Source organism: Streptomyces sp. NPDC050439 (assembly GCF_040655335.1).
In the GTDB taxonomy this organism is placed as follows: domain Bacteria; phylum Actinomycetota; class Actinomycetes; order Streptomycetales; family Streptomycetaceae; genus Streptomyces.
On the sequence record NZ_JBFAJT010000004.1, the window covers coordinates 1 to 17,741 of the forward strand.

The window sequence follows — 17,741 nt, forward strand, 5'->3', positions numbered from 1 at the left end:
ACGTCGAGACCAAGCAGGCCATGCGCCCGCGTGACGCCATGGCGTCCGCCGGCAAGACCCTGGTCGAGCTGTTCGGTCTGGCCCGCGAGCTCAACATCGACGCCGAGGGCATCGACATGGGCCCCTCGCCGACGGACGCGGCCCTGGCCGCCGATCTGGCGCTGCCGATCGAGGAGCTCGAGCTCACCGTTCGGTCGTACAACTGCCTCAAGCGTGAGGGCATCCACTCCGTGGGTGAGCTCGTGGCCCGCTCCGAGGCGGACCTGCTCGACATCCGCAACTTCGGTGCGAAGTCGATCGACGAGGTCAAGATGAAGCTGAACGGCATGGGCCTCGCGCTCAAGGACTCGCCTCCCGGCTTCGACCCGACCGCTGCCGCTGACGCCTTCGGGGCTGACGACGACGCGGACGCGGGCTTCGTCGAGACCGAGCAGTACTAAGAGCTCGGCGCCGACCGTTTGATTTTGGCTGCGCGTGCGTTGTGGTTGCTCGCGCAGTTCCCCGCGCCCCTTACGGGGCGCGGTGCCACTGACCTCGGTACCTGATACGGCCGGGGCAGACAACAAGGAGAAACACCATGCCGAAGCCCACCAAGGGTGCCCGTATGGGCGGCAGTGCCGCGCACGAGAAGCTTCTGCTGGCGAACCTCGCCAAGCAGCTCTTCGAGTACGGCCGCATCACCACCACCGAGGCGAAGGCCCGTCGTCTGCGTCCCTACGCGGAGCGTCTGGTCACCAAGGCGAAGAAGGGTGACCTTCACAACCGCCGCCAGGTGCTGTCCGTCATCACCGACAAGAGCATCGTGCACACGCTCTTCACGGAGATCGGCCCGCGCTACGAGAACCGCCCGGGTGGCTACACCCGTATCACCAAGATCGGTAACCGTCGTGGCGACAACGCGCCCATGGCGATCATCGAGCTTGTCGAGGCCCTGACCGTGGCGCAGGCTGCCACCGGTGAGGCCGAGGCCGCCACCAAGCGTGCCGTCAAGGAAGACGCCCTCAAGAAGGACGACGCGCCCGTCGAGGACGCGAAGCCGGCTGAGGACGCTGCCGAGGAGTCCAAGGACGCCTGAGGCTCTGCCTTGCAGTAAGCGGGTCCGCCCTTCGGGGCGGGCCCGCTTTCGCATGTACCTGGTGCTGAGAGGATTGTTGGTGTGAGCGATGAAGTAGAGCCCGGGTTCGTGCGGGTGCGGCTGGATCTTTCGTACGACGGCAAGGACTTCTCCGGCTGGGCCAAGCAGAAGCAGGGGCAGCGGACCGTCCAGGGGGAGATCGAGGCCGCGCTGAAGACCGTGACGCGGTCGCAGGAGACGTACGAGTTGACCGTGGCCGGGCGGACCGACAGCGGGGTGCACGCGCGCGGGCAGGTCGCCCACGTCGATCTGCCGGAGAGCGTGTGGGCCGAGCACAGTGACAAGCTGCTGCGCAGGCTCGCCGGGCGGCTGCCGCACGATGTGCGGGTCTGGAAGGTGGCCGAGGCTCCCGCGGGGTTCAACGCGCGGTTCGCGGCCGTGTGGCGGCGTTACGCCTATCGCGTGACCGACCACCCCGGCGGCGTGGACCCGTTGTTGCGCAGTCATGTGCTGTGGCACGACTGGGAGTTGGACCTCGACGCCATGAACGCCGCCGCCGAGAAGCTCATCGGCGAGCATGATTTCGCCGCTTACTGCAAGAAGCGCGAGGGTGCCACGACCATTCGTACGCTCCAGGAACTCCGGTGGGAGCGGCGGCCGGACGGGATTCTCGAGGCGACCGTGCGGGCCGATGCCTTCTGTCACAACATGGTGCGGTCGCTGGTGGGTGCCATGTTGTTCGTGGGGGACGGGCATCGCCCTGTGGAGTGGCCGGCCAAGGTGCTCGCCGCCGGGGTGCGGGATTCCGCCGTGCATGTCGTACGGCCGCACGGGCTGACCCTCGAAGAAGTCGGTTACCCCGCCGACGAGTTGCTCGCCGCGCGCAGCAAGGAAGCGCGCAACAAGCGGACGTTGCCCGGCGCCGGCTGCTGCTGAGCCACCGGCGGCCGGGCCGCTGCCCGGCTACTGCGGGGCGTTGGCCGCGGCGGAAGCCTGGGCCTCGCCCCGCCGGTGGATCTGGCCGAAGGCGAAGTCGGCCAGGTTGTCGCCGACCGCGTAGACCTTGCGCTCCTTGGGCGTGACGTCCTTGTCGCTGGTGAAGCCGGTGGTCGTGAAGTAGGCGTAGCGGCCGTAGGCGTTGTACGTGCCGCGGCAGACCGCCGTACGGCAGAAGCTGGGCACGCCCTTGCCGGGCAGGGAGACGATCAGGCCCTTCTTCGCCTGTTCGGGCACCTTCTTGGCCTGGGCCTTCGTGTCGAAGACGGCGACGGCGACCGTCACGGCGATGTTGTCCTTCACGTAGCTGGCGCGGAAGAGCTGCGTGCAGTCGTTCTTGGTGAGGATCGTGCCGAGCTCGGGCTGGGCGACGCTCGCGCACTTCTTCGTGCTGTCCGTGGCGCCCTTCTTGTAGACGACCTCGCCCGAGGTCAGCGTCTTGCCGGGGAAGAGCGTGTCGGCGCTGAGCGGCGCCTTGTCCTTCTTCGCGCTGGAGATGAACTCCTTGGGGTCCGGCGGGGGCGGCGGCGTCGTCTCCGCGAAGGACGGTCCCGGGTTCTCGCTCGCGCCGGGGATGTCCGCCGTCGAGGGCAGCTCGCTCGCCGGTTTGTTCGAGGCGGAGGTGTTGTCGCTGTTCGCGGAGACCACGGCGACGGCGACGGCGGCCGCGACCACGACGGTGGCGAGCGCGCCGCCGCCGATCATCAGCCACTTGCGGCGCCGGGTGCGCGATTCGGACGCCTCGGCGAGCGCCGCCCAGTCAGGGGTCCGTGAATCCCCTGGACCCCACTGAGGTCCCCCTTGCCCAAAGCTCATGCGCCGCATCTTAGACGGGGAGTTGGGGATGTTGAGCGGGGGCCGGGGGAGGTGCCCGACCTAGCCTGATCCATATGAATACGGGCAAAGTAGATGTAAGTGGGTGGTTGCTGCGACCGGCGACCCGGCATGCCTGGGCGGCGCTCGGGGTCGTGCTGGTCGCCACGGTCATCCGGGCGGGGCTGCGGGGTGCGGACGGCGGGATGGACAACGCCATCGTGGTGCGGGCCGCCGAGGCCTGGCTCGACGGGCGCTCCCCCTATGCCGACCGGCACTTCCTCTATCTGCCGGGCGCCGTGCTCGCCGCGGTGCCGCAGGCGGTGCTTCCGCAGTCCGTCCTGCGGTTCCTCGTGCCGACGGGGGTCGCGGCCACGCTCGTCTTCGGATGGGGGTGCGCCCTGCGCATCCACGGGGTGGCCTGGCGCAGCCGGTTCGCCGTGCTCGGGCTGCTCGCGCTCGCCATGGGGTTCGCGCCGTTCGGCCATCTCGTCCGGCTCGGCAACTGGACCGTGGCGTCGGCGGCCGCGCTGCCGCTCGCGCTGCTGTTCGTGTGCCGGGGGAGGTGGGTGGCCGCGGGGCTTGTGATCGGGTCCGTCGTCGCCGTGAAGCCGCTGCTCGCGCCGGTGGTGCTGCTCTTCGTCTTCGCCCGGCAGTGGCGCGCGCTCGGTGGCGCGGTGCTCCTGCCCGCGGGTGTCTCGGTGGGCGCGGCGCTGGTCATGCCGGACCCCGCGGGGTTCTTCACGCGGACGCTGCCGTTCCTGCTGCAGGGCGACGACAGCTTCGTACGGCTCTATGAGGCGTCGCCCGCCGCGATCCTGCCGCGGCTCGGGGTGCCGCAGGGGGTGGCGTCGGTGATCGCGCTCGTGGCCGCGGGCGCGGGGGTGTGGTGCGCGTGGCGGCGCTGGCGGGGCGGGGGTGCTCAGGTGCCGCGGGTGGTCGAGACGGCCGTGATGCTGATGCTGGCGGCCTTCCTGGTGTCCAGGCCCTCGTACGACCACTATCTGCTCGTCGTCGTGCCGCTGCTGCTCTCCGGGGCGCTCGTGCCGGGGGCGGTGGTCCGGGACAAGTGGTTCTGGCTGGCGCTCGTCCCGCAGATCCCCGGGTTCACCTGGCCTTGGCTCGAACCCGGCAACCGGCGGGCCTTCCGGGACTGCGTCACGCTGTGTGTGCTGGCCTTCACGGTCGGCCGGTCATGTCTGCGGCCGAGGGCGGTTACCCTGAATGCCGCAGAACCTCCTGAGGCGGTCGAGCCGGCGGTGCCGGTCTCCAGGTCCGCGTTTTGACCCGTACGGGGCGGCGCGGGTACTCTCGAGGATTGTTATACGTATTGGGTTTCGTCGTTCTCACGCGAAAGGGCCCTTACGTAGGTTCCCTGGAGCAGTTACCAGTGGCTCGCATACGGGCAGCGTCCCCGGCATTGTGAGCCCCAGCTGCATGATTCGCTTCCGGGGATCCGTGTGTCTGGACCCCATCCACTGAAGAAGCGAAGGCTACGAAGTGCGTACGTACAGCCCCAAGCCCGGCGATGTGACCCGCCAGTGGCACGTCATCGACGCTCAGGACATCGTCCTGGGCCGTCTGGCGACCACTGCCGCCAACCTCCTGCGGGGCAAGCACAAGGCGATCTACGCCCCCCACATGGACATGGGCGACTTCGTCATCATCATCAACGCCGACAAGGTTCACCTGTCCGGCAACAAGAAGACCCAGAAGCTGGCGTACCGCCACTCCGGTTACCCGGGTGGTCTGCGTTCCGTCCGCTACGACGAGCTTCTTGAGAAGAACCCCGAGAAGGCCGTCGAGAAGGCCATCAAGGGCATGATCCCCAAGAACACCCTGGGCCGTCAGATGCTCTCGAAGCTGAAGGTCTACGCGGGCGACCAGCACCCGCACGGCGCTCAGCAGCCGGTCCCGTTCGAGATCACCCAGGTCGCGCAGTAGTTCCGGCCACCACCCCCAAAGACGTAAGAAATTCTGAGGAGAATCGTGGCCGAGACCACCGTTGAGCAGCCGGTCGAAGAGACCGAGGTTGTTGACGTCGAGCAGTACACCACCGAGTCCGAGGCGCCCGTCGAGGGCGAGTACACCTCGGAGTCGAACGCCGCGCGCTTCGGCGACCCGCAGCCGGCCGCCGGCCTGGGCCGTCGCAAGAACGCCATCGCCCGCGTCCGGATCGTCCCGGGCACCGGCAAGTGGAAGGTCAACGGGCGCACGCTCGAGGACTACTTCCCGAACAAGGTCCACCAGCAGGAAGTCAACGAGCCCTTCAAGGTGCTCGAGCTCGACAACCGCTACGACGTCATCGCCCGCATCTCGGGTGGCGGCGTCTCCGGTCAGGCCGGTGCGCTCCGTCTCGGTGTCGCCCGTGCGCTGAACGAGGCCGACGTCGACAACAACCGCGCCGCCCTCAAGAAGGCCGGTTACCTCAAGCGTGACGACCGTGCGGTCGAGCGCAAGAAGGCCGGTCTCAAGAAGGCCCGCAAGGCTCCGCAGTACAGCAAGCGCTAATCTGCCTGCTTGTACTTCTCGTTCGCCCCGGCGGCACGTTGTGTGCTGCCGGGGCGTTCGTTTATCGCAAACCCTGGTGATGGAAGTCCGGAGGAGGACAGCAGTGGGACGACTCTTCGGTACGGACGGCGTGCGCGGTGTCGCCAACGCGGATCTGACGGCCGAGCTCGCGCTCGGGCTCTCCGTGGCGGCGGCTCATGTGCTCGGCGAGGTAGGAACGTTCGAGGGGCATCGGCCCGTCGCGGTGGTCGGGCGTGACCCGCGTGCGTCAGGGGAGTTCCTGGAGGCCGCGGTGGTCGCCGGTCTCGCGAGCGCGGGCGTGGACGTCCAGCTCGTCGGTGTGCTGCCCACCCCAGCGGTGGCGCATCTCACCGGTGCGCTGGGCGCCGACCTCGGCGTGATGCTCTCCGCGAGCCACAACGCCATGCCGGACAACGGCATCAAGTTCTTCGCGCGCGGCGGCCAGAAACTGGCCGACGAGCTGGAGGACCGCATCGAGTCCGTGTACGAGGAGCACCGCACCGGCGCTCCCTGGCAGCGCCCCACGGGCGCGGGCGTCGGCCGTGTGCAGACGTACGACCAGGGCCTCGACCAGTACGTGGCGCATCTGCTCGGTGTGCTGCCCAACCGCCTCGACGGACTGAAGATCGTCCTCGACGAGGCGCACGGCGCCGCCGCCCGTGTCTCGCCCGAGGCGTTCGCGCGCGCCGGTGCCGAGATCATCACGATCGGCGCCAAGCCGGACGGCCTGAACATCAACGACGGCTGCGGGTCCACGCACCTGGACCTGCTCAAGGCCGCCGTCGTCGAGCACGGCGCCGACTTCGGTGTCGCGCACGACGGTGACGCGGACCGCTGCCTGGCCGTGGACCACACGGGCGCCGAGATCGACGGGGACCAGATCCTCGCCGTCCTGGCCCTTGCCATGCGCGAGCACGGCACGCTGCGCGAGAACACCGTCGTCGCGACGGTCATGTCGAACCTGGGCTTCAAGCTCGCCATGGAGCGGGAGGGTCTCTCCCTCGTGCAGACCGCCGTCGGCGACCGCTATGTCCTGGAGTCGATGAAGCAGCACGGCTTCGCCCTCGGCGGCGAGCAGTCCGGGCACGTCATCGTGCTGGACCACGCGACCACGGGCGACGGCACCCTGACCGGGCTGCTGCTCGCGGCACGTGTCGCCGAGACCGGGCGCAGCCTCGCGGAGCTCGCCGGGGTCATGGAGCGGCTTCCGCAGGTCCTGATCAATGTGCCCGACGTCGACAAGTCGCGGGTCAACACCTCGGCCGAGCTGTCGGCCGCCGTCGCCGAGGCCGAGCGTGAACTGGGCGCCACGGGCCGGGTGCTGCTGCGCTCGTCCGGCACCGAGCCGCTGGTGCGCGTCATGGTGGAGGCCGCCGACATCGACCAGGCGCGGTCCGTGGCCGGGCGCCTCGCCGACGTGGTGAAGACCGCGCTGGGCTAGGCCGGCTGTTTCCTGGCGGTACGTTCGCGCTGCCTGGCCCAGAAGAACTTCTGGACGAGCAGCGTGAACGTACCGGCGACGACGATGCCGAGCAGGTTGAGCAGGAGCTGCTCCGAGGAGCCCCAGGTCTGCTCCGCGTCGCCGTAGCTGAGCGCCACCGCCGCGTTCGCCGCGGCCGGGACGGTCGTCACCGAGATCGCGACGCCCACCAGGGCGCCCGACTTGGCCGAGGTCAGCGAGAGCATGCCGGCGGCTCCGGCCAGCACGGCCACGACGAACGAGAACCAGTCGGGCGCGTAGACGAAGCCGGTGTTGGGGCGGTCCTGGTCCAACTGCTTCTCGGTGAAGAGGCCCACCGCGTCCATGAAGAGGCTGAAGCCCACCGTCACCGCCATCGCGACGGCGAAGCCCACCAGGATCGCGACCAGCGAGCGCACGGCCAGGCGCGGGGCGCGCTGGACCAGGGCGGTGCAGAAACCCGCCAGGGGGCCGAACTCGGGGCCCACCGCCATCGCGCCGACGATCAGGATCGCGTTGTCCAGGACCACGCCGCAGGCCGCGATCATCGTGGCGAGCGTGATGAACGCGACGTAGGTGGCCGAGAGCGTCGACTCCTCGTGGGTCGCGTCGGAGAGCTGCTCCCACAGGACGGCGTCCGCGCCTTCGCCCGGGGCGTCGTCCTCGGCTTTGTCGGCGCGCTGGGACAGGGACAGGTCGATGTTCTCGACCGCGATCGACCCCGACTCGTCGATGCCGAGTGAGCGCAGACCGCCGATCAGTTCGTCGCCCGCATCGCGGGCCACGTCGCACATCACGACGTCACCCACGGGGTTGCGGGCCGCGCCGGGCACCACGGCGAGGTGGGTGGTGCCGACCGTCCTCTCGATCAGACGCACCACGTCGTCGGTCTTGTCCGCCGGGGTGATCAGGCGCAGATGCAGCATGCGCGCAGGGTATCCAGGAGCCCGCGGTGGCTACAGCTTGCGCAGGCTCAGCTTGCGCACCTTGTGGTCCTCGCCCTTGCGGATGACCAGGGCGGCCCGGCCGCGGGTGGGGGCCACGTTCTCCAGGAGGTTGGGCTTGTTGATGGTGCGCCAGGTCGTGCGCGCGTAGTCCAGGGCCTCCTCCTCCGAGACCTGGGTGTACTTGCGGAAGTACGAAGACGGGTCCTGGAACGCGGTGGCGCGGAGCTTCTTGAAGCGGTTCAGGTACCAGCGCTCGATGTCCTCGGCGCGTGCGTCCACGTACACGCTGAAGTCGAAGTAGTCGGCGAGGCCCACGCGGGTGCGGCCGTCCTTGCCGGGGAGGGCGGGCTGCAGGACGTTGATGCCCTCGACGATGAGGATGTCGGGGCGGCGGACCGTCAGGCGCTGGTCCGGCACGATGTCGTAGATCAGGTGGGAGTAGACGGGCGCGGTCACCTCGTCCTTGCCCGCCTTGATGTCCGCAACGAAGCGGGTCAGGGCCCTTCTGTCGTACGACTCCGGGAAGCCCTTCCTGGACATCAGGCCGCGGGCCTCCAGCTCCTTGGTGGGCAGCAGGAAGCCGTCGGTCGTCACGCGCTCGACGCGGGGGTGTTCGGGCCAGCGGGAGAGCAGGGCCTGGAGGAGGCGGGCGACGGTCGACTTGCCGACGGCCACCGATCCGGCGACCCCTATGACGAAGGGAGTGCCCGACTGGGAGCCCTTCTCGCCGAGGAAGGTGTTCAGGGCGCCGCGCAGGCCGTCCGTCGCGCCCACGTAGAGGTTCAGGAGGCGGGAGAGCGGCAGATAGATGTCACGGACCTCGTCCAGGTCGATGACATCACCCAGGCCGCGGAGCTTCTCCAGCTCCTCGGCGGTCAGGGGAAGCGGCGTCTTGTCACGCAGGGCGCTCCACTCGGTGCGGGTGAGGTCGACGTAGGGAGTCGCCTCCGGCCTGTGCCGGTGGGCGCTCCGCGGGTTCGTCGCGGGTTCGGAGACCGATGAGATCACAGTCCATTGTTACGGCTGTTTGAACGGGCCGGGGGGTGGGGTGTGTCACCCCCTGCGGGGCTTGAACGGATGAGGGGCCCGGAATCGTAGGCTGCTGCCGTGATTATTGGGGTCGGAATCGACGTGGCCGAGATCGAGCGGTTCGAGGCGGCGCTGACGCGTACGTCCGGGATGGCCGGGCGGCTCTTCGTGGAGCGGGAGTTGCTGCTGCCGAGCGGGGAGCGGCGGGGGATCGCCTCGCTCGCGGCCCGGTTCGCGGCCAAGGAAGCGCTGGCCAAGGCGCTTGGCGCGCCCGCGGGGCTGCGGTGGACGGACGCGGAGGTGTACGTCGAGGGGAGCGGGCAGCCGCGGCTTCGGGTCAAGGGGACGGTGGCCGCGCGGGCCGCCGAGCTGGGGGTGCGGTCCTGGCATGTCTCGCTCAGCCATGACGCGGGGGTGGCCTCCGCCGTGGTGATCGCCGAGGGCTGATCGCTGAGGGGTGGGCGCCGTTCCCGGCGTCGGGTGACACTCGGGGGTATGCGTATTGCGTATCCGGTGGAGACGGTCAGGGCTGCTGAGCGGGAGCTGATGGCGAGGGTGCCGGAAGGTGCCCTGATGCAGAGGGCTGCGGCCGGGCTCGCGGTGGTCTGTGCCGAGGTGCTCGGCAAGGTGTACGGCTCCCGGGTCGTGCTGCTCGTGGGGAGCGGGGACAACGGCGGCGACGCGCTGTACGCCGGGGCCCGGCTCGCCCGGCGTGGGGCCGGGGTGTCGGCGGTGCTGCTCTCGCCCGGACGGGTGCATGCGGGCGGGCTCGCCGCCTTCCGTGCGGCCGGGGGGCGGGTCGCCGCGGGCGAGGGCGTGGACCGTGTTCTTCGCTCCGCTGATCTCGTCGTCGACGGGATCGTGGGGATCGGCGGGAAGGGCGGGCTGCGGGAGCCGGCCGCGGAACTGGTGGGTGCCGTACGGGATGTGGGCACGCCCGTGGTCGCCGTCGACCTGCCGAGCGGGGTCGACGCGGACAGCGGGGTGGTCGTCGGCGACGTGGTGCGGGCCGACGTGACGGTGACTTTCGGTGCGTACAAGCCGGGGTTGCTGATCGATCCCGGACGGGAGTACGCGGGTGTGGTGCGGCTGGTCGACATCGGGCTCGAGCCGGACCTTTCCGGAATGGGCGGGGGCGAGGTCGAAGCTATGCAGTACGCCGATGTCGCCTCGCTGCTGCCGATGCCGACCGGGGAGAGCGACAAGTACCGGCGGGGCGTCGTGGGGATCGTCGCCGGGTCCGCCCGGTACCCCGGGGCCGCCGTGCTCGCGGTCGCGGGTGCGCTGCGGGGTGGCGCGGGGGCCGTGCGGTACGTGGGGCACGCGGCGGACGCCGTCATCGCGCGGTTCCCGGAGACCCTCGTCTCCGCCGGCCCGCCGTCCAAGGCGGGGCGTGTGCAGGCCTGGGTGGTGGGTCCGGGGCTCGGGGACGACGCGGAGCGGCTCGCGGATGTGGTGGCCGCCGATGTGCCGGTGCTGATCGACGCGGACGGGCTGCGCCTCGCCGACGCGGCGGCCGTACGGGGGCGCCGGGCGCCCACCTTGCTGACGCCGCACGCGGGGGAGGCCGCCGCGCTGCTGGGGGTCGCGCGCGAGGAGGTGGAGCACGGGCGCCTCGCCGCCGCGCGGGAGCTTGCGGGGCGGTACGGGGCGACGGTGCTGCTCAAGGGGTCCACGACGCTGGTCGCGGGGCCGGAGGGTGGCGCTCCGGTACGCGTCAACCCCACGGGAACGCCGTGGCTGGCCACCGCGGGCAGCGGCGACGTCCTGTCGGGGCTCGCGGGTGCGCTGCTCGCCTCCGGCCTCGACGCGGGGGACGCGGGCGCGGTGGGCGCATACCTCCACGGCCTCGCGGCCCGCCACGCGGCGAACGGAGCACCGGTGGGCGCACACGACGTGGCAGAGGCGATCCCTGCGGCTTGGCGGGATGTGCGGGGGGAGTAGGGGGCGGCTGGGCGGTCCCGGGCGGCGCTGGGCGGGCCCGCTGGGGCGCGGGCCGGGGGTGGTGCCGGTGTGTGGGCGGGTGCGGGGACGTTCCGGCGCGTGCCCGTGTGCTGCCGCCTGCGGGCTGGGGCTGGGCGGTGGGGGTTCCCTGCGGGGCTGGGGCGGTGCGTTGCCGACTGCGGGGCGGGCGGTGCTGCGGGGCCGCTTCGTGGGTGGGTGCGGGGCCGCGCCGGTATGTCCGTCCTCGCTATCGCTCCGGTGGCCCCTGGGTTGCTTCGGCTCCGGAGTGCCGCGAGCCGTGCTCCGGGCAGACATACCGGCACGTCCCCTCGCGAGCGCTGCCGGCTGCGGTTGTTCGCTGGTCGCTGCGGGGCAATCGGGTGGGCGGGTGGGAAAGGCTTGTTCGGGGCGAAGGTCGCTGCGGGGTGATCGGGCGGGCGGGTGGGTGGGGAGGCTTGTTCGGGCAGGGGTGGATGCGGGGAGCGGGCACAGGCCAGGGGCCAGGCGCCGCTCTGAGACACTGGTCGGCGTTATGACTGAGACCGCACCTTTGCGTGCCCGCGCCGAGATCGACCTGGCCGCCCTCCGGGCCAACGTGCGGACTTTGCGTGCGCTCGCGCCAGGAGCCGCCTTCATGGCCGTCGTGAAGGCGGACGCGTACGGCCACGGGATGGTGCCCTGCGCCCGCGCCGCCGTAGAGGCGGGAGCCACCTGGGTGGGCACCGCGACCCCCGAGGAAGCCCTCGCACTGCGGGCCGCCGGGATCAAGGGCCGCCTGATGTGCTGGCTGTGGACGCCGGGCGGGCCCTGGCGCGAGGGCATCGAGGCGGACCTCGACATGTCGGTGAGCGGACTGTGGGCGCTGCGCGAAGTGGCCGCCGCCGCGCGGTCCGTGGGGCGTACGGCGCGTATCCAGCTGAAGGCCGACACCGGCCTCGGTCGGGGCGGCTGCATGCCCGCCGACTGGCCCGAACTCGTCTCGCAGGCGCTGCAGGCCGAGGCCGAGGGCCTGGTCCGCGTCACCGGACTCTGGTCGCACTTCGCGTGCGCCGACGAGCCGGGGCACCCGTCCATCGCGGCCCAACTCACCCTGTTCCGCGAGATGGTCGCCGCCGCCGAGGAGCGGGGCATCCGGCCCGAGGTGCGGCACATCGCCAACTCGCCCGGCACGCTCACCCTTCCGGAGACCCACTTCGACCTCGTACGTCCGGGGATCGCGATGTACGGGATCTCGCCGAGCCCCGAGGTCGGCACCCCGGAGGAGTTCGGGCTGCGCCCCGTCATGCGGCTCAGCGCCTCGCTCGCCCTGGTGAAGCACGCCCCGGGGGGTCACGGCGTGAGTTACGGGCATCACTACGTCACACCCGGCGAGACGACCCTTGGACTCGTCCCCGTCGGGTACGGGGACGGAATCCCGCGCCACGCGTCCGGCACCGGGCCCGTGCTCGTCGGCGGCAAGCTGCGGACCGTCGCCGGACGGGTGGCGATGGACCAGTTCGTGGTCGACCTCGGCGGTGACGAGCCGGCGGTGGGCTCCGAAGTGGTCCTGTTCGGTCCCGGCGACCGGGGCGAGCCGACCGCCGAGGACTGGGCGCAGGCGGCGGGCACCATCGCGTACGAGATCGTCACCCGCATCGGATCGCGTGTCCCGCGCGTCCATGTGAACGAGCGACCCGAAGAGTGAGGAGGAGCGGCACGTGAGCGAGACCAGCACGGGGGCGGCCGCGGACGTGGTGACGGAAGTCGCCGCGGCGGCCGGGAACTGGCGCAGGGCCGGCTTCGCCGGTGCCGCGATAGGTGTCGTCGCCGCGGGCGCGGCGGCCGGTGTCGCCATCGAGCGGCTGACCGTCGGCCGCGGCATGCGCAAGAAGGCGCGGCTCGCACTCGACGCCTCCGGTCCGTACGGCTCGCTGCGCGGCCTGCCGGGCACGGCGTACGCCGACGACGGCACGGAACTCTCGTACGAGGTCGACGAGATCGACGAGGGCGAGGCGGACGGCGAGCAGGCGCCGCGCCGCCGCAGGCTCTTCGGGCGCAAGGCGCCCGCTCCCGTCACCGTCGTCTTCAGCCACGGCTACTGCCTGAACCAGGACTCCTGGCACTTCCAGCGGGCGGCCCTGCGTGGCGTCGTGCGCTGTGTGTACTGGGACCAGCGCAGCCACGGCCGTTCGGCGCGCGGCATGGCGCAGGCGGACGGGACGCCGGTCTCCATCGACCAGTTGGGGCGGGACCTGAAGGCCGTCATCGACGCGGCGGCGCCCGAGGGGCCGCTGGTCCTCGTCGGGCACTCCATGGGCGGCATGACGACGATGGCCCTTGCCTGTCACTACCCGGAACTGATCCGCGAGCGCGTCGTCGGCGTCGCCCTCGTCGGTACGTCGTCCGGGCGGCTCGGCCAGGTCAACTTCGGCCTCCCGGTCGCCGGGATGAACGCGGTGCGGCGGGTGCTGCCGGGGGTCCTGAAGGCCCTCGGATCGCAGGCCGAGCTGGTGGAGAAGGGCCGGCGGGCCACTGCGGACCTCTTCGCCGGCGTCATCAAGCGCTACTCGTTCTCGTCGCGGGAGGTGGACCCGGCGATCTCGCGGTTCGCCGAGCGGATGATCGAGTCGACGCCCATCGACGTGGTCGCGGAGTTCTATCCGGCCTTCGCCGAGCACGACAAGGCGGAGGCGCTCAAGCACTTCGCCGAGCTGCCGGTGCTCGTCCTCGCGGGGGACAAGGACCTGGTGACGCCGAGCGAGCACAGCGAGGCCATCGCCGGCCTGCTCCCGGACGCCGAACTGGTGCTCGTTCCGGACGCCGGGCACCTGGCCATGCTGGAGCACCCCGAGGTCGTCACTGACCGCCTCGCGGACCTGCTCGCGCGCGCGGGGGCGACACCCGCTTCGGCCGACGCACGGACCTCCAGCGGCTAACGTGGGTGGGCATGGAAGCACCGCACAACCCGGCCCCCGTGACCGATCCGGCCCCCGTGAACTCCCTCGGCATCACCGTCACCTCCCCCGAGCAGATGGGCGACCTGGGTCGCCGCCTGGCCAAGCTGCTTCGCCCCGGTGACCTCGTGATGCTCACCGGCGAGCTCGGCGCCGGAAAGACGACCCTGACCCGCGGCCTCGGCGAGGGCCTCGGCGTGCGCGGCGCCGTCACGTCGCCGACGTTCGTCATCGCCCGCGTCCACCCGTCCCTCTCCGAAGGGCCGCCCCTGGTGCACGTGGACGCGTACCGCCTGGGCGGCGGCCTCGACGAGATGGAGGACCTCGACCTCGACGTCTCGCTGCCCGAATCGGTGATCGTCGTGGAATGGGGCGACGGCAAGGTCGAGGAGCTCTCCGACGACCGGCTGCGTGTGGTCATCGACCGGACCGTCGGCGACACGACGGACGAGGTGCGCGAAGTGACGTTGACCGGCGTCGGACCGCGCTGGGCCGAGGCCGACCTCACGCTGCTTTCGGCCTGATCCTCGTCTTTTCGCCCAACATTCCGACAAGGCGTCGGGAAGATGTTGCGCGGCGCGCGTCGCGCGTGGTCACATGGATACCGGTACGGGTTAGGTCTACCTAACCACGTCTGCCCCCGGAGCCCAGGAGGCATCCATGTCGGCTTCAGAACATGACGCCAAGCCCCGGCCGCACGGGCTGTCGGGGCCGTCGGGGATTTCCATGCGCGATCTGCTGGCGTCCTGCGCCGCCGCGAGCGAGGTGTCCACACCGCCGCGCGATCCGGCACCCAGGGGCGAAGCGGCTACGGAACGACGACGACCTTCTTGCTGATCGTCGCGAACTCCCACATCGCGTTGCCGTCCTTGCGCGACTCGCGGATGCCGCCGGTCTTCCTCGACGGGTCCGGCTTCGGCGTCGAGCCGTCCACCGCCGCGCTGAAGCCGATCGCGATCCCGTCGACGGTCGCGAAGCGCACGACGTGCTCGATCGCCACTCCGTCCGTTCCGGTGACGGTGCCCGAGCGCGAGGTGACGGCGTACGTCCCGGGGACCGGGTCCACCGTGCTCGGGGTGACCTTGAAGGTGCGCTGCGCCTTGCCGGAGGCGCCGACCAGCCACACGCGGTCCTCGCCCACCGAGTAGACGACCCGCTCGCCCGCACCGGACTGCGCGGGGACCGTCGTCGGGTCGGCCTTCTCCTTGGGGGAGCGGGTCGTCGACGCGGAGGGGGAGCTGTCCGGTTTCTTGCCCAGGGTGTCCGGCACGTTGGCCGAGGCCTGGAAAGCGAGGAAGCCGACCGCGGCGAGCGCAGCGGCGGTGAGCCCGGCCACGAATCCCGAGCTGCTCCTGGACACCTGCGCCACCCTCTTCGTACTCCGTACGGCTATGGGGTGACGTTAGCAGCAGGTGTGCGGCATCCTCGGGCGGCCGTGCTCCGGGCGTCGGAGCCGTAGGCTATTCGCGTGCTCTTGCTCGCTCTGGATACCGCCACCCCCGCCGTCACCGTCGCGCTGCACGACGGCACGTCCGTCGTCGCAGCCTCCAGCCAGGTGGACGCCCGCCGTCACGGCGAGCTGCTGCTCCCCGCCGTCGACCGGGTGCTCGCCGAGGCGGGCCGCAGGCTCGACGCCGTGACCGGCATCGTCGTCGGCGTGGGCCCCGGCCCGTACACCGGTCTGCGTGTCGGCCTGATGACCGCCGACACCTTCGGCCTCGCGCTCGGCGTGCCGGTGCACGGGGTCTGCACGCTCGACGGCCTCGCGTACGAGTCCGGCATCGAGGGCGGCCCCTTCGTCGTCGCCACCGACGCGCGCCGCAAGGAGGTCTACTGGGCGCGGTACGCGGACCCGCGCACCCGCCTCACGGACGCCGCGGTTGACCGCCCCGCCGACATCGCCGACGAGGTGGCGGGCCTGCCCGCCGTCGGCGCTGGCGCGGTGCTCTACCCCGAGACCTTCCCGGACGCCCGCGCCCCCGAGCACGTCTCGGCGGCCTCGCTGGCCGCGCTCGCCGCCGAGAGGCTCGCCGCGGGCGAGGAGCTGCCGGCCCCCCGGCCGCTGTACCTGCGCAGGCCCGACGCGCAGGTGCCCAAGAACTACAAGGTGGTCACCCCCAAGTGACATCCGTGACGACAGTCGTCCTGCGCGAGATGCGCTGGTGGGACATCGAGCCCGTCTTCGTCCTGGAGAAGGAACTCTTCCCGGACGACGCCTGGTCGCGCGGCATGTTCTGGTCCGAGCTCTCCCACGCGCGCGGCCCGACGGCCACCCGCCGCTACGTGGTCGCGACGGACGGGGAACGCCTCGTCGGGTACGCGGGACTCGCGTCGGCCGGCGACCAGGCCGACGTACAGACCATCGCGGTGGCCCCCAGTCACTGGGGCACGGGGCTCGGCTCCCGGCTCTTGACCGACCTGCTGAACGCGGCGACCGCCTTCGAGTGTGCCGAGGTCATGCTCGAGGTGCGGGTCGACAACACCCGGGCGCAGAAGCTGTACGAGCGCTTCGGCTTCGAGCCCATCGGCTTCAGGCGCGGCTACTACCAGCCGGGCAACGTGGACGCCCTCGTCATGCGCCTGACCGATCCATCAACCTCCGTACAAGGATCCGACACCCATGGCTGACTCGCGCGACCAACCTCTCGTTCTCGGCATTGAGACCTCCTGCGACGAGACCGGCGTCGGCATCGTCCGCGGCACCACCCTGCTCGCCGACGCCATCGCCTCCAGCGTCGACGAGCACGCCCGGTTCGGCGGTGTCGTGCCCGAGGTCGCCTCGCGCGCGCACCTGGAGGCGATGGTGCCGACCATCGAGCGCGCCCTGAAGGAGGCGGGGGTCGCCGCCTCCGATCTCGACGGCATCGCGGTGACCGCGGGTCCCGGCCTCGCGGGTGCGCTGCTGGTGGGCGTCTCGGCGGCCAAGGCGTACGCGTACGCGCTCGGCAAGCCGCTCTACGGCGTGAACCACCTGGCCTCGCACATCTGCGTGGACCAGCTGGAGCACGGCGCGCTGCCCGAGCCGACGATGGCGCTGCTCGTCTCCGGCGGCCACTCCTCGCTGCTGCTCTCCACCGACATCACCTCGGACGTACGGCCGCTCGGCGCGACCATCGACGACGCGGCGGGCGAGGCCTTCGACAAGATCGCGCGGGTGCTGAACCTGGGCTTCCCCGGCGGTCCCGTCATCGACCGGTACGCGAAGGAGGGCGACCCGAACGCGATCGCGTTCCCGCGCGGTCTCACCGGGCCGCGCGACGCCCCGTACGACTTCTCCTTCTCCGGTCTGAAGACGTCCGTCGCGCGCTGGATCGAGGCCAAGCGGGCCGCGGGCGAGGACGTTCCCGTCCGTGATGTGTCGGCGTCCTTCCAGGAGGCGGTCGTCGACGTGCTGACCCGCAAGGCCGTGCGGGCCTGCAAGGACGAGGGTGTGGACCACCTGATGATCGGCGGTGGCGTGGCCGCCAACACGCGGCTGCGCGCCTTGGCGCAGGAGCGCTGCGAGGCGGCCGGCATCCGGCTGCGGGTGCCGCGGCCGAAGCTGTGCACGGACAACGGCGCGATGGTGGCCGCGCTCGGCGCGGAGATGGTGGCACGCAACCGCTCGGCATCCGACTGGGACCTGTCGGCGGACTCCTCGCTCCCGGTGACGGAACCGCACGTGCCGGGCCACGCGCACGACCACGGCCACAGTCATGACCATGTGCACGAGGTCAGCAAGGAGAACCTGTACTCGTGACCGTCGCGCTGATGTGGGAGGCCCGCGCCGCCGACGGGCGGGGCGAGGAACTGCTCGCGTGGGCGCGGGCCCAGGTCCTGGACGGTGAGCCGGTCCGCCGGGAGAGCTTCCGCGCCCCGCAGGACCGGGTCCTCGTCCTGACCTGGTGGGACGCGGCCTACGACGCCGACCTCCCCGAACTCCCGGAGCCCTCCCCGGAGTTGGTGACGCGCGCGGTGCACCGCTGGCGGTTCGAGTCGGTCGGCCTGGGCTGACGCCCCGTACCGGCCGGGCA

The 17,741-nt window shown here is 71.3% G+C and carries 20 protein-coding genes; 16 read left to right on the plus strand and 4 right to left on the minus strand.

All coding sequences use genetic code 11. The features are described 5' to 3' along the window. The 3 genes from AB0I66_RS17355 to truA form a co-directional block, all read left to right on the plus strand. Positions 1-440, plus strand: a 440-nt coding sequence (locus tag AB0I66_RS17355; RefSeq protein WP_363208726.1) for a DNA-directed RNA polymerase subunit alpha C-terminal domain-containing protein, incomplete at its 5' end; no start/stop codon positions are given. A gap of 137 nt (positions 441-577) precedes the next feature. After that, on the plus strand, positions 578-1,075 hold the full coding sequence (rplQ, locus tag AB0I66_RS17360) for a 50S ribosomal protein L17 (RefSeq protein ID WP_361053552.1): 498 nt from the start codon (positions 578-580) through the stop codon (positions 1,073-1,075). An 81-nt stretch (positions 1,076-1,156) separates the two neighbouring features. Further along, on the plus strand, positions 1,157-2,011 hold the full coding sequence (truA, locus tag AB0I66_RS17365) for a tRNA pseudouridine(38-40) synthase TruA (protein ID WP_363208727.1): 855 nt from the start codon (positions 1,157-1,159) through the stop codon (positions 2,009-2,011). Between the two features lie 27 nt (positions 2,012-2,038). Here truA and AB0I66_RS17370 read toward each other — a convergent pair whose 3' ends face one another. Beyond that, the gene (locus AB0I66_RS17370) at positions 2,039-2,887 is read right to left on the minus strand and encodes a hypothetical protein (RefSeq protein WP_363208728.1); all 849 of its coding nucleotides are present in this window, start codon (positions 2,885-2,887) and stop codon (positions 2,039-2,041) included. 110 nt (positions 2,888-2,997) lie between these two features. Here AB0I66_RS17370 and AB0I66_RS17375 point away from each other — a divergent pair, with 110 nt between their 5' ends. From AB0I66_RS17375 to glmM, 4 genes are all read left to right on the plus strand, one after another. After that, positions 2,998-4,170 (plus strand): glycosyltransferase family 87 protein, encoded by a 1,173-nt coding sequence (locus AB0I66_RS17375; RefSeq protein WP_363209367.1) that lies wholly within the window; start codon positions 2,998-3,000, stop codon positions 4,168-4,170. Between the two features lie 214 nt (positions 4,171-4,384). Next, positions 4,385-4,828: a 50S ribosomal protein L13 gene (gene rplM, locus AB0I66_RS17380; RefSeq protein ID WP_160506678.1), complete on the plus strand. Its 444-nt coding sequence runs from the start codon at positions 4,385-4,387 to the stop codon at positions 4,826-4,828. Between the two features lie 45 nt (positions 4,829-4,873). Further along, positions 4,874-5,395 (plus strand): 30S ribosomal protein S9, encoded by a 522-nt coding sequence (gene rpsI, locus AB0I66_RS17385; RefSeq protein ID WP_249588321.1) that lies wholly within the window; start codon positions 4,874-4,876, stop codon positions 5,393-5,395. 103 nt (positions 5,396-5,498) lie between these two features. Continuing rightward, a complete protein-coding gene (glmM, locus tag AB0I66_RS17390; protein ID WP_363208729.1) occupies positions 5,499-6,857 on the plus strand; it encodes a phosphoglucosamine mutase in 1,359 nt (452 codons plus the stop codon). On the opposite strand, the gene AB0I66_RS17395 is transcribed toward glmM, so the two are convergent. Together AB0I66_RS17395 and coaA are read right to left on the minus strand one after the other, a co-directional pair. After that, complete coding sequence (locus AB0I66_RS17395) at positions 6,854-7,801, minus strand: DUF389 domain-containing protein (protein ID WP_363208730.1); 948 nt, start codon at positions 7,799-7,801, stop codon at positions 6,854-6,856. The genes glmM and AB0I66_RS17395 overlap by 4 nt on opposite strands. A 30-nt stretch (positions 7,802-7,831) precedes the next feature. Continuing rightward, positions 7,832-8,827 carry a type I pantothenate kinase gene (gene coaA, locus AB0I66_RS17400; protein WP_363209368.1) on the minus strand — a complete coding sequence of 332 codons (996 nt, stop codon included), beginning with the start codon at positions 8,825-8,827 and terminating at the stop codon, positions 7,832-7,834. Between the two features lie 102 nt (positions 8,828-8,929). Between coaA and AB0I66_RS17405 the strand changes: the two genes are divergently transcribed. The 5 genes from AB0I66_RS17405 (at position 8,930) to tsaE (ending at position 14,252) form a co-directional block, all read left to right on the plus strand. Next, complete coding sequence (locus AB0I66_RS17405) at positions 8,930-9,298, plus strand: holo-ACP synthase (protein ID WP_363208731.1); 369 nt, start codon at positions 8,930-8,932, stop codon at positions 9,296-9,298. A 48-nt stretch (positions 9,299-9,346) separates the two neighbouring features. Then, entirely contained in the window at positions 9,347-10,795 is a 1,449-nt protein-coding gene (locus AB0I66_RS17410) for an NAD(P)H-hydrate dehydratase (protein ID WP_363208732.1), read from the plus strand. A 532-nt stretch (positions 10,796-11,327) separates the two neighbouring features. After that, the gene (alr, locus tag AB0I66_RS17415) at positions 11,328-12,479 is read left to right on the plus strand and encodes an alanine racemase (protein WP_363208733.1); all 1,152 of its coding nucleotides are present in this window, start codon (positions 11,328-11,330) and stop codon (positions 12,477-12,479) included. A gap of 13 nt (positions 12,480-12,492) precedes the next feature. Beyond that, positions 12,493-13,710: an alpha/beta hydrolase gene (locus tag AB0I66_RS17420; protein ID WP_363208734.1), complete on the plus strand. Its 1,218-nt coding sequence runs from the start codon at positions 12,493-12,495 to the stop codon at positions 13,708-13,710. Positions 13,711-13,721: 11 nt separating this feature from the next. After that, on the plus strand, positions 13,722-14,252 hold the full coding sequence (tsaE, locus tag AB0I66_RS17425; protein WP_363208735.1) for a tRNA (adenosine(37)-N6)-threonylcarbamoyltransferase complex ATPase subunit type 1 TsaE: 531 nt from the start codon (positions 13,722-13,724) through the stop codon (positions 14,250-14,252). Positions 14,253-14,536: 284 nt separating this feature from the next. On the opposite strand, the gene AB0I66_RS17430 is transcribed toward tsaE, so the two are convergent. Beyond that, positions 14,537-15,088 carry a hypothetical protein gene (locus tag AB0I66_RS17430; RefSeq protein ID WP_363208736.1) on the minus strand — a complete coding sequence of 184 codons (552 nt, stop codon included), beginning with the start codon at positions 15,086-15,088 and terminating at the stop codon, positions 14,537-14,539. Between the two features lie 108 nt (positions 15,089-15,196). Here AB0I66_RS17430 and tsaB point away from each other — a divergent pair, with 108 nt between their 5' ends. From tsaB to AB0I66_RS17450, 4 genes are read left to right on the plus strand one after another with little or no spacing between them, the layout of a single operon-like run. Then, the gene (tsaB, locus tag AB0I66_RS17435; RefSeq protein WP_363208737.1) at positions 15,197-15,853 is read left to right on the plus strand and encodes a tRNA (adenosine(37)-N6)-threonylcarbamoyltransferase complex dimerization subunit type 1 TsaB; all 657 of its coding nucleotides are present in this window, start codon (positions 15,197-15,199) and stop codon (positions 15,851-15,853) included. A 29-nt stretch (positions 15,854-15,882) separates the two neighbouring features. Further along, entirely contained in the window at positions 15,883-16,356 is a 474-nt protein-coding gene (gene rimI, locus AB0I66_RS17440) for a ribosomal protein S18-alanine N-acetyltransferase (RefSeq protein ID WP_363209369.1), read from the plus strand. Further along, complete coding sequence (tsaD, locus tag AB0I66_RS17445; RefSeq protein ID WP_363208738.1) at positions 16,349-17,467, plus strand: tRNA (adenosine(37)-N6)-threonylcarbamoyltransferase complex transferase subunit TsaD; 1,119 nt, start codon at positions 16,349-16,351, stop codon at positions 17,465-17,467. The genes rimI and tsaD overlap by 8 nt, the downstream gene beginning before the upstream one ends. Beyond that, the gene (locus tag AB0I66_RS17450; RefSeq protein WP_363208739.1) at positions 17,464-17,721 is read left to right on the plus strand and encodes a hypothetical protein; all 258 of its coding nucleotides are present in this window, start codon (positions 17,464-17,466) and stop codon (positions 17,719-17,721) included. The genes tsaD and AB0I66_RS17450 overlap by 4 nt, the downstream gene beginning before the upstream one ends. The last annotated feature ends 20 nt before the right edge of the window (positions 17,722-17,741 follow it).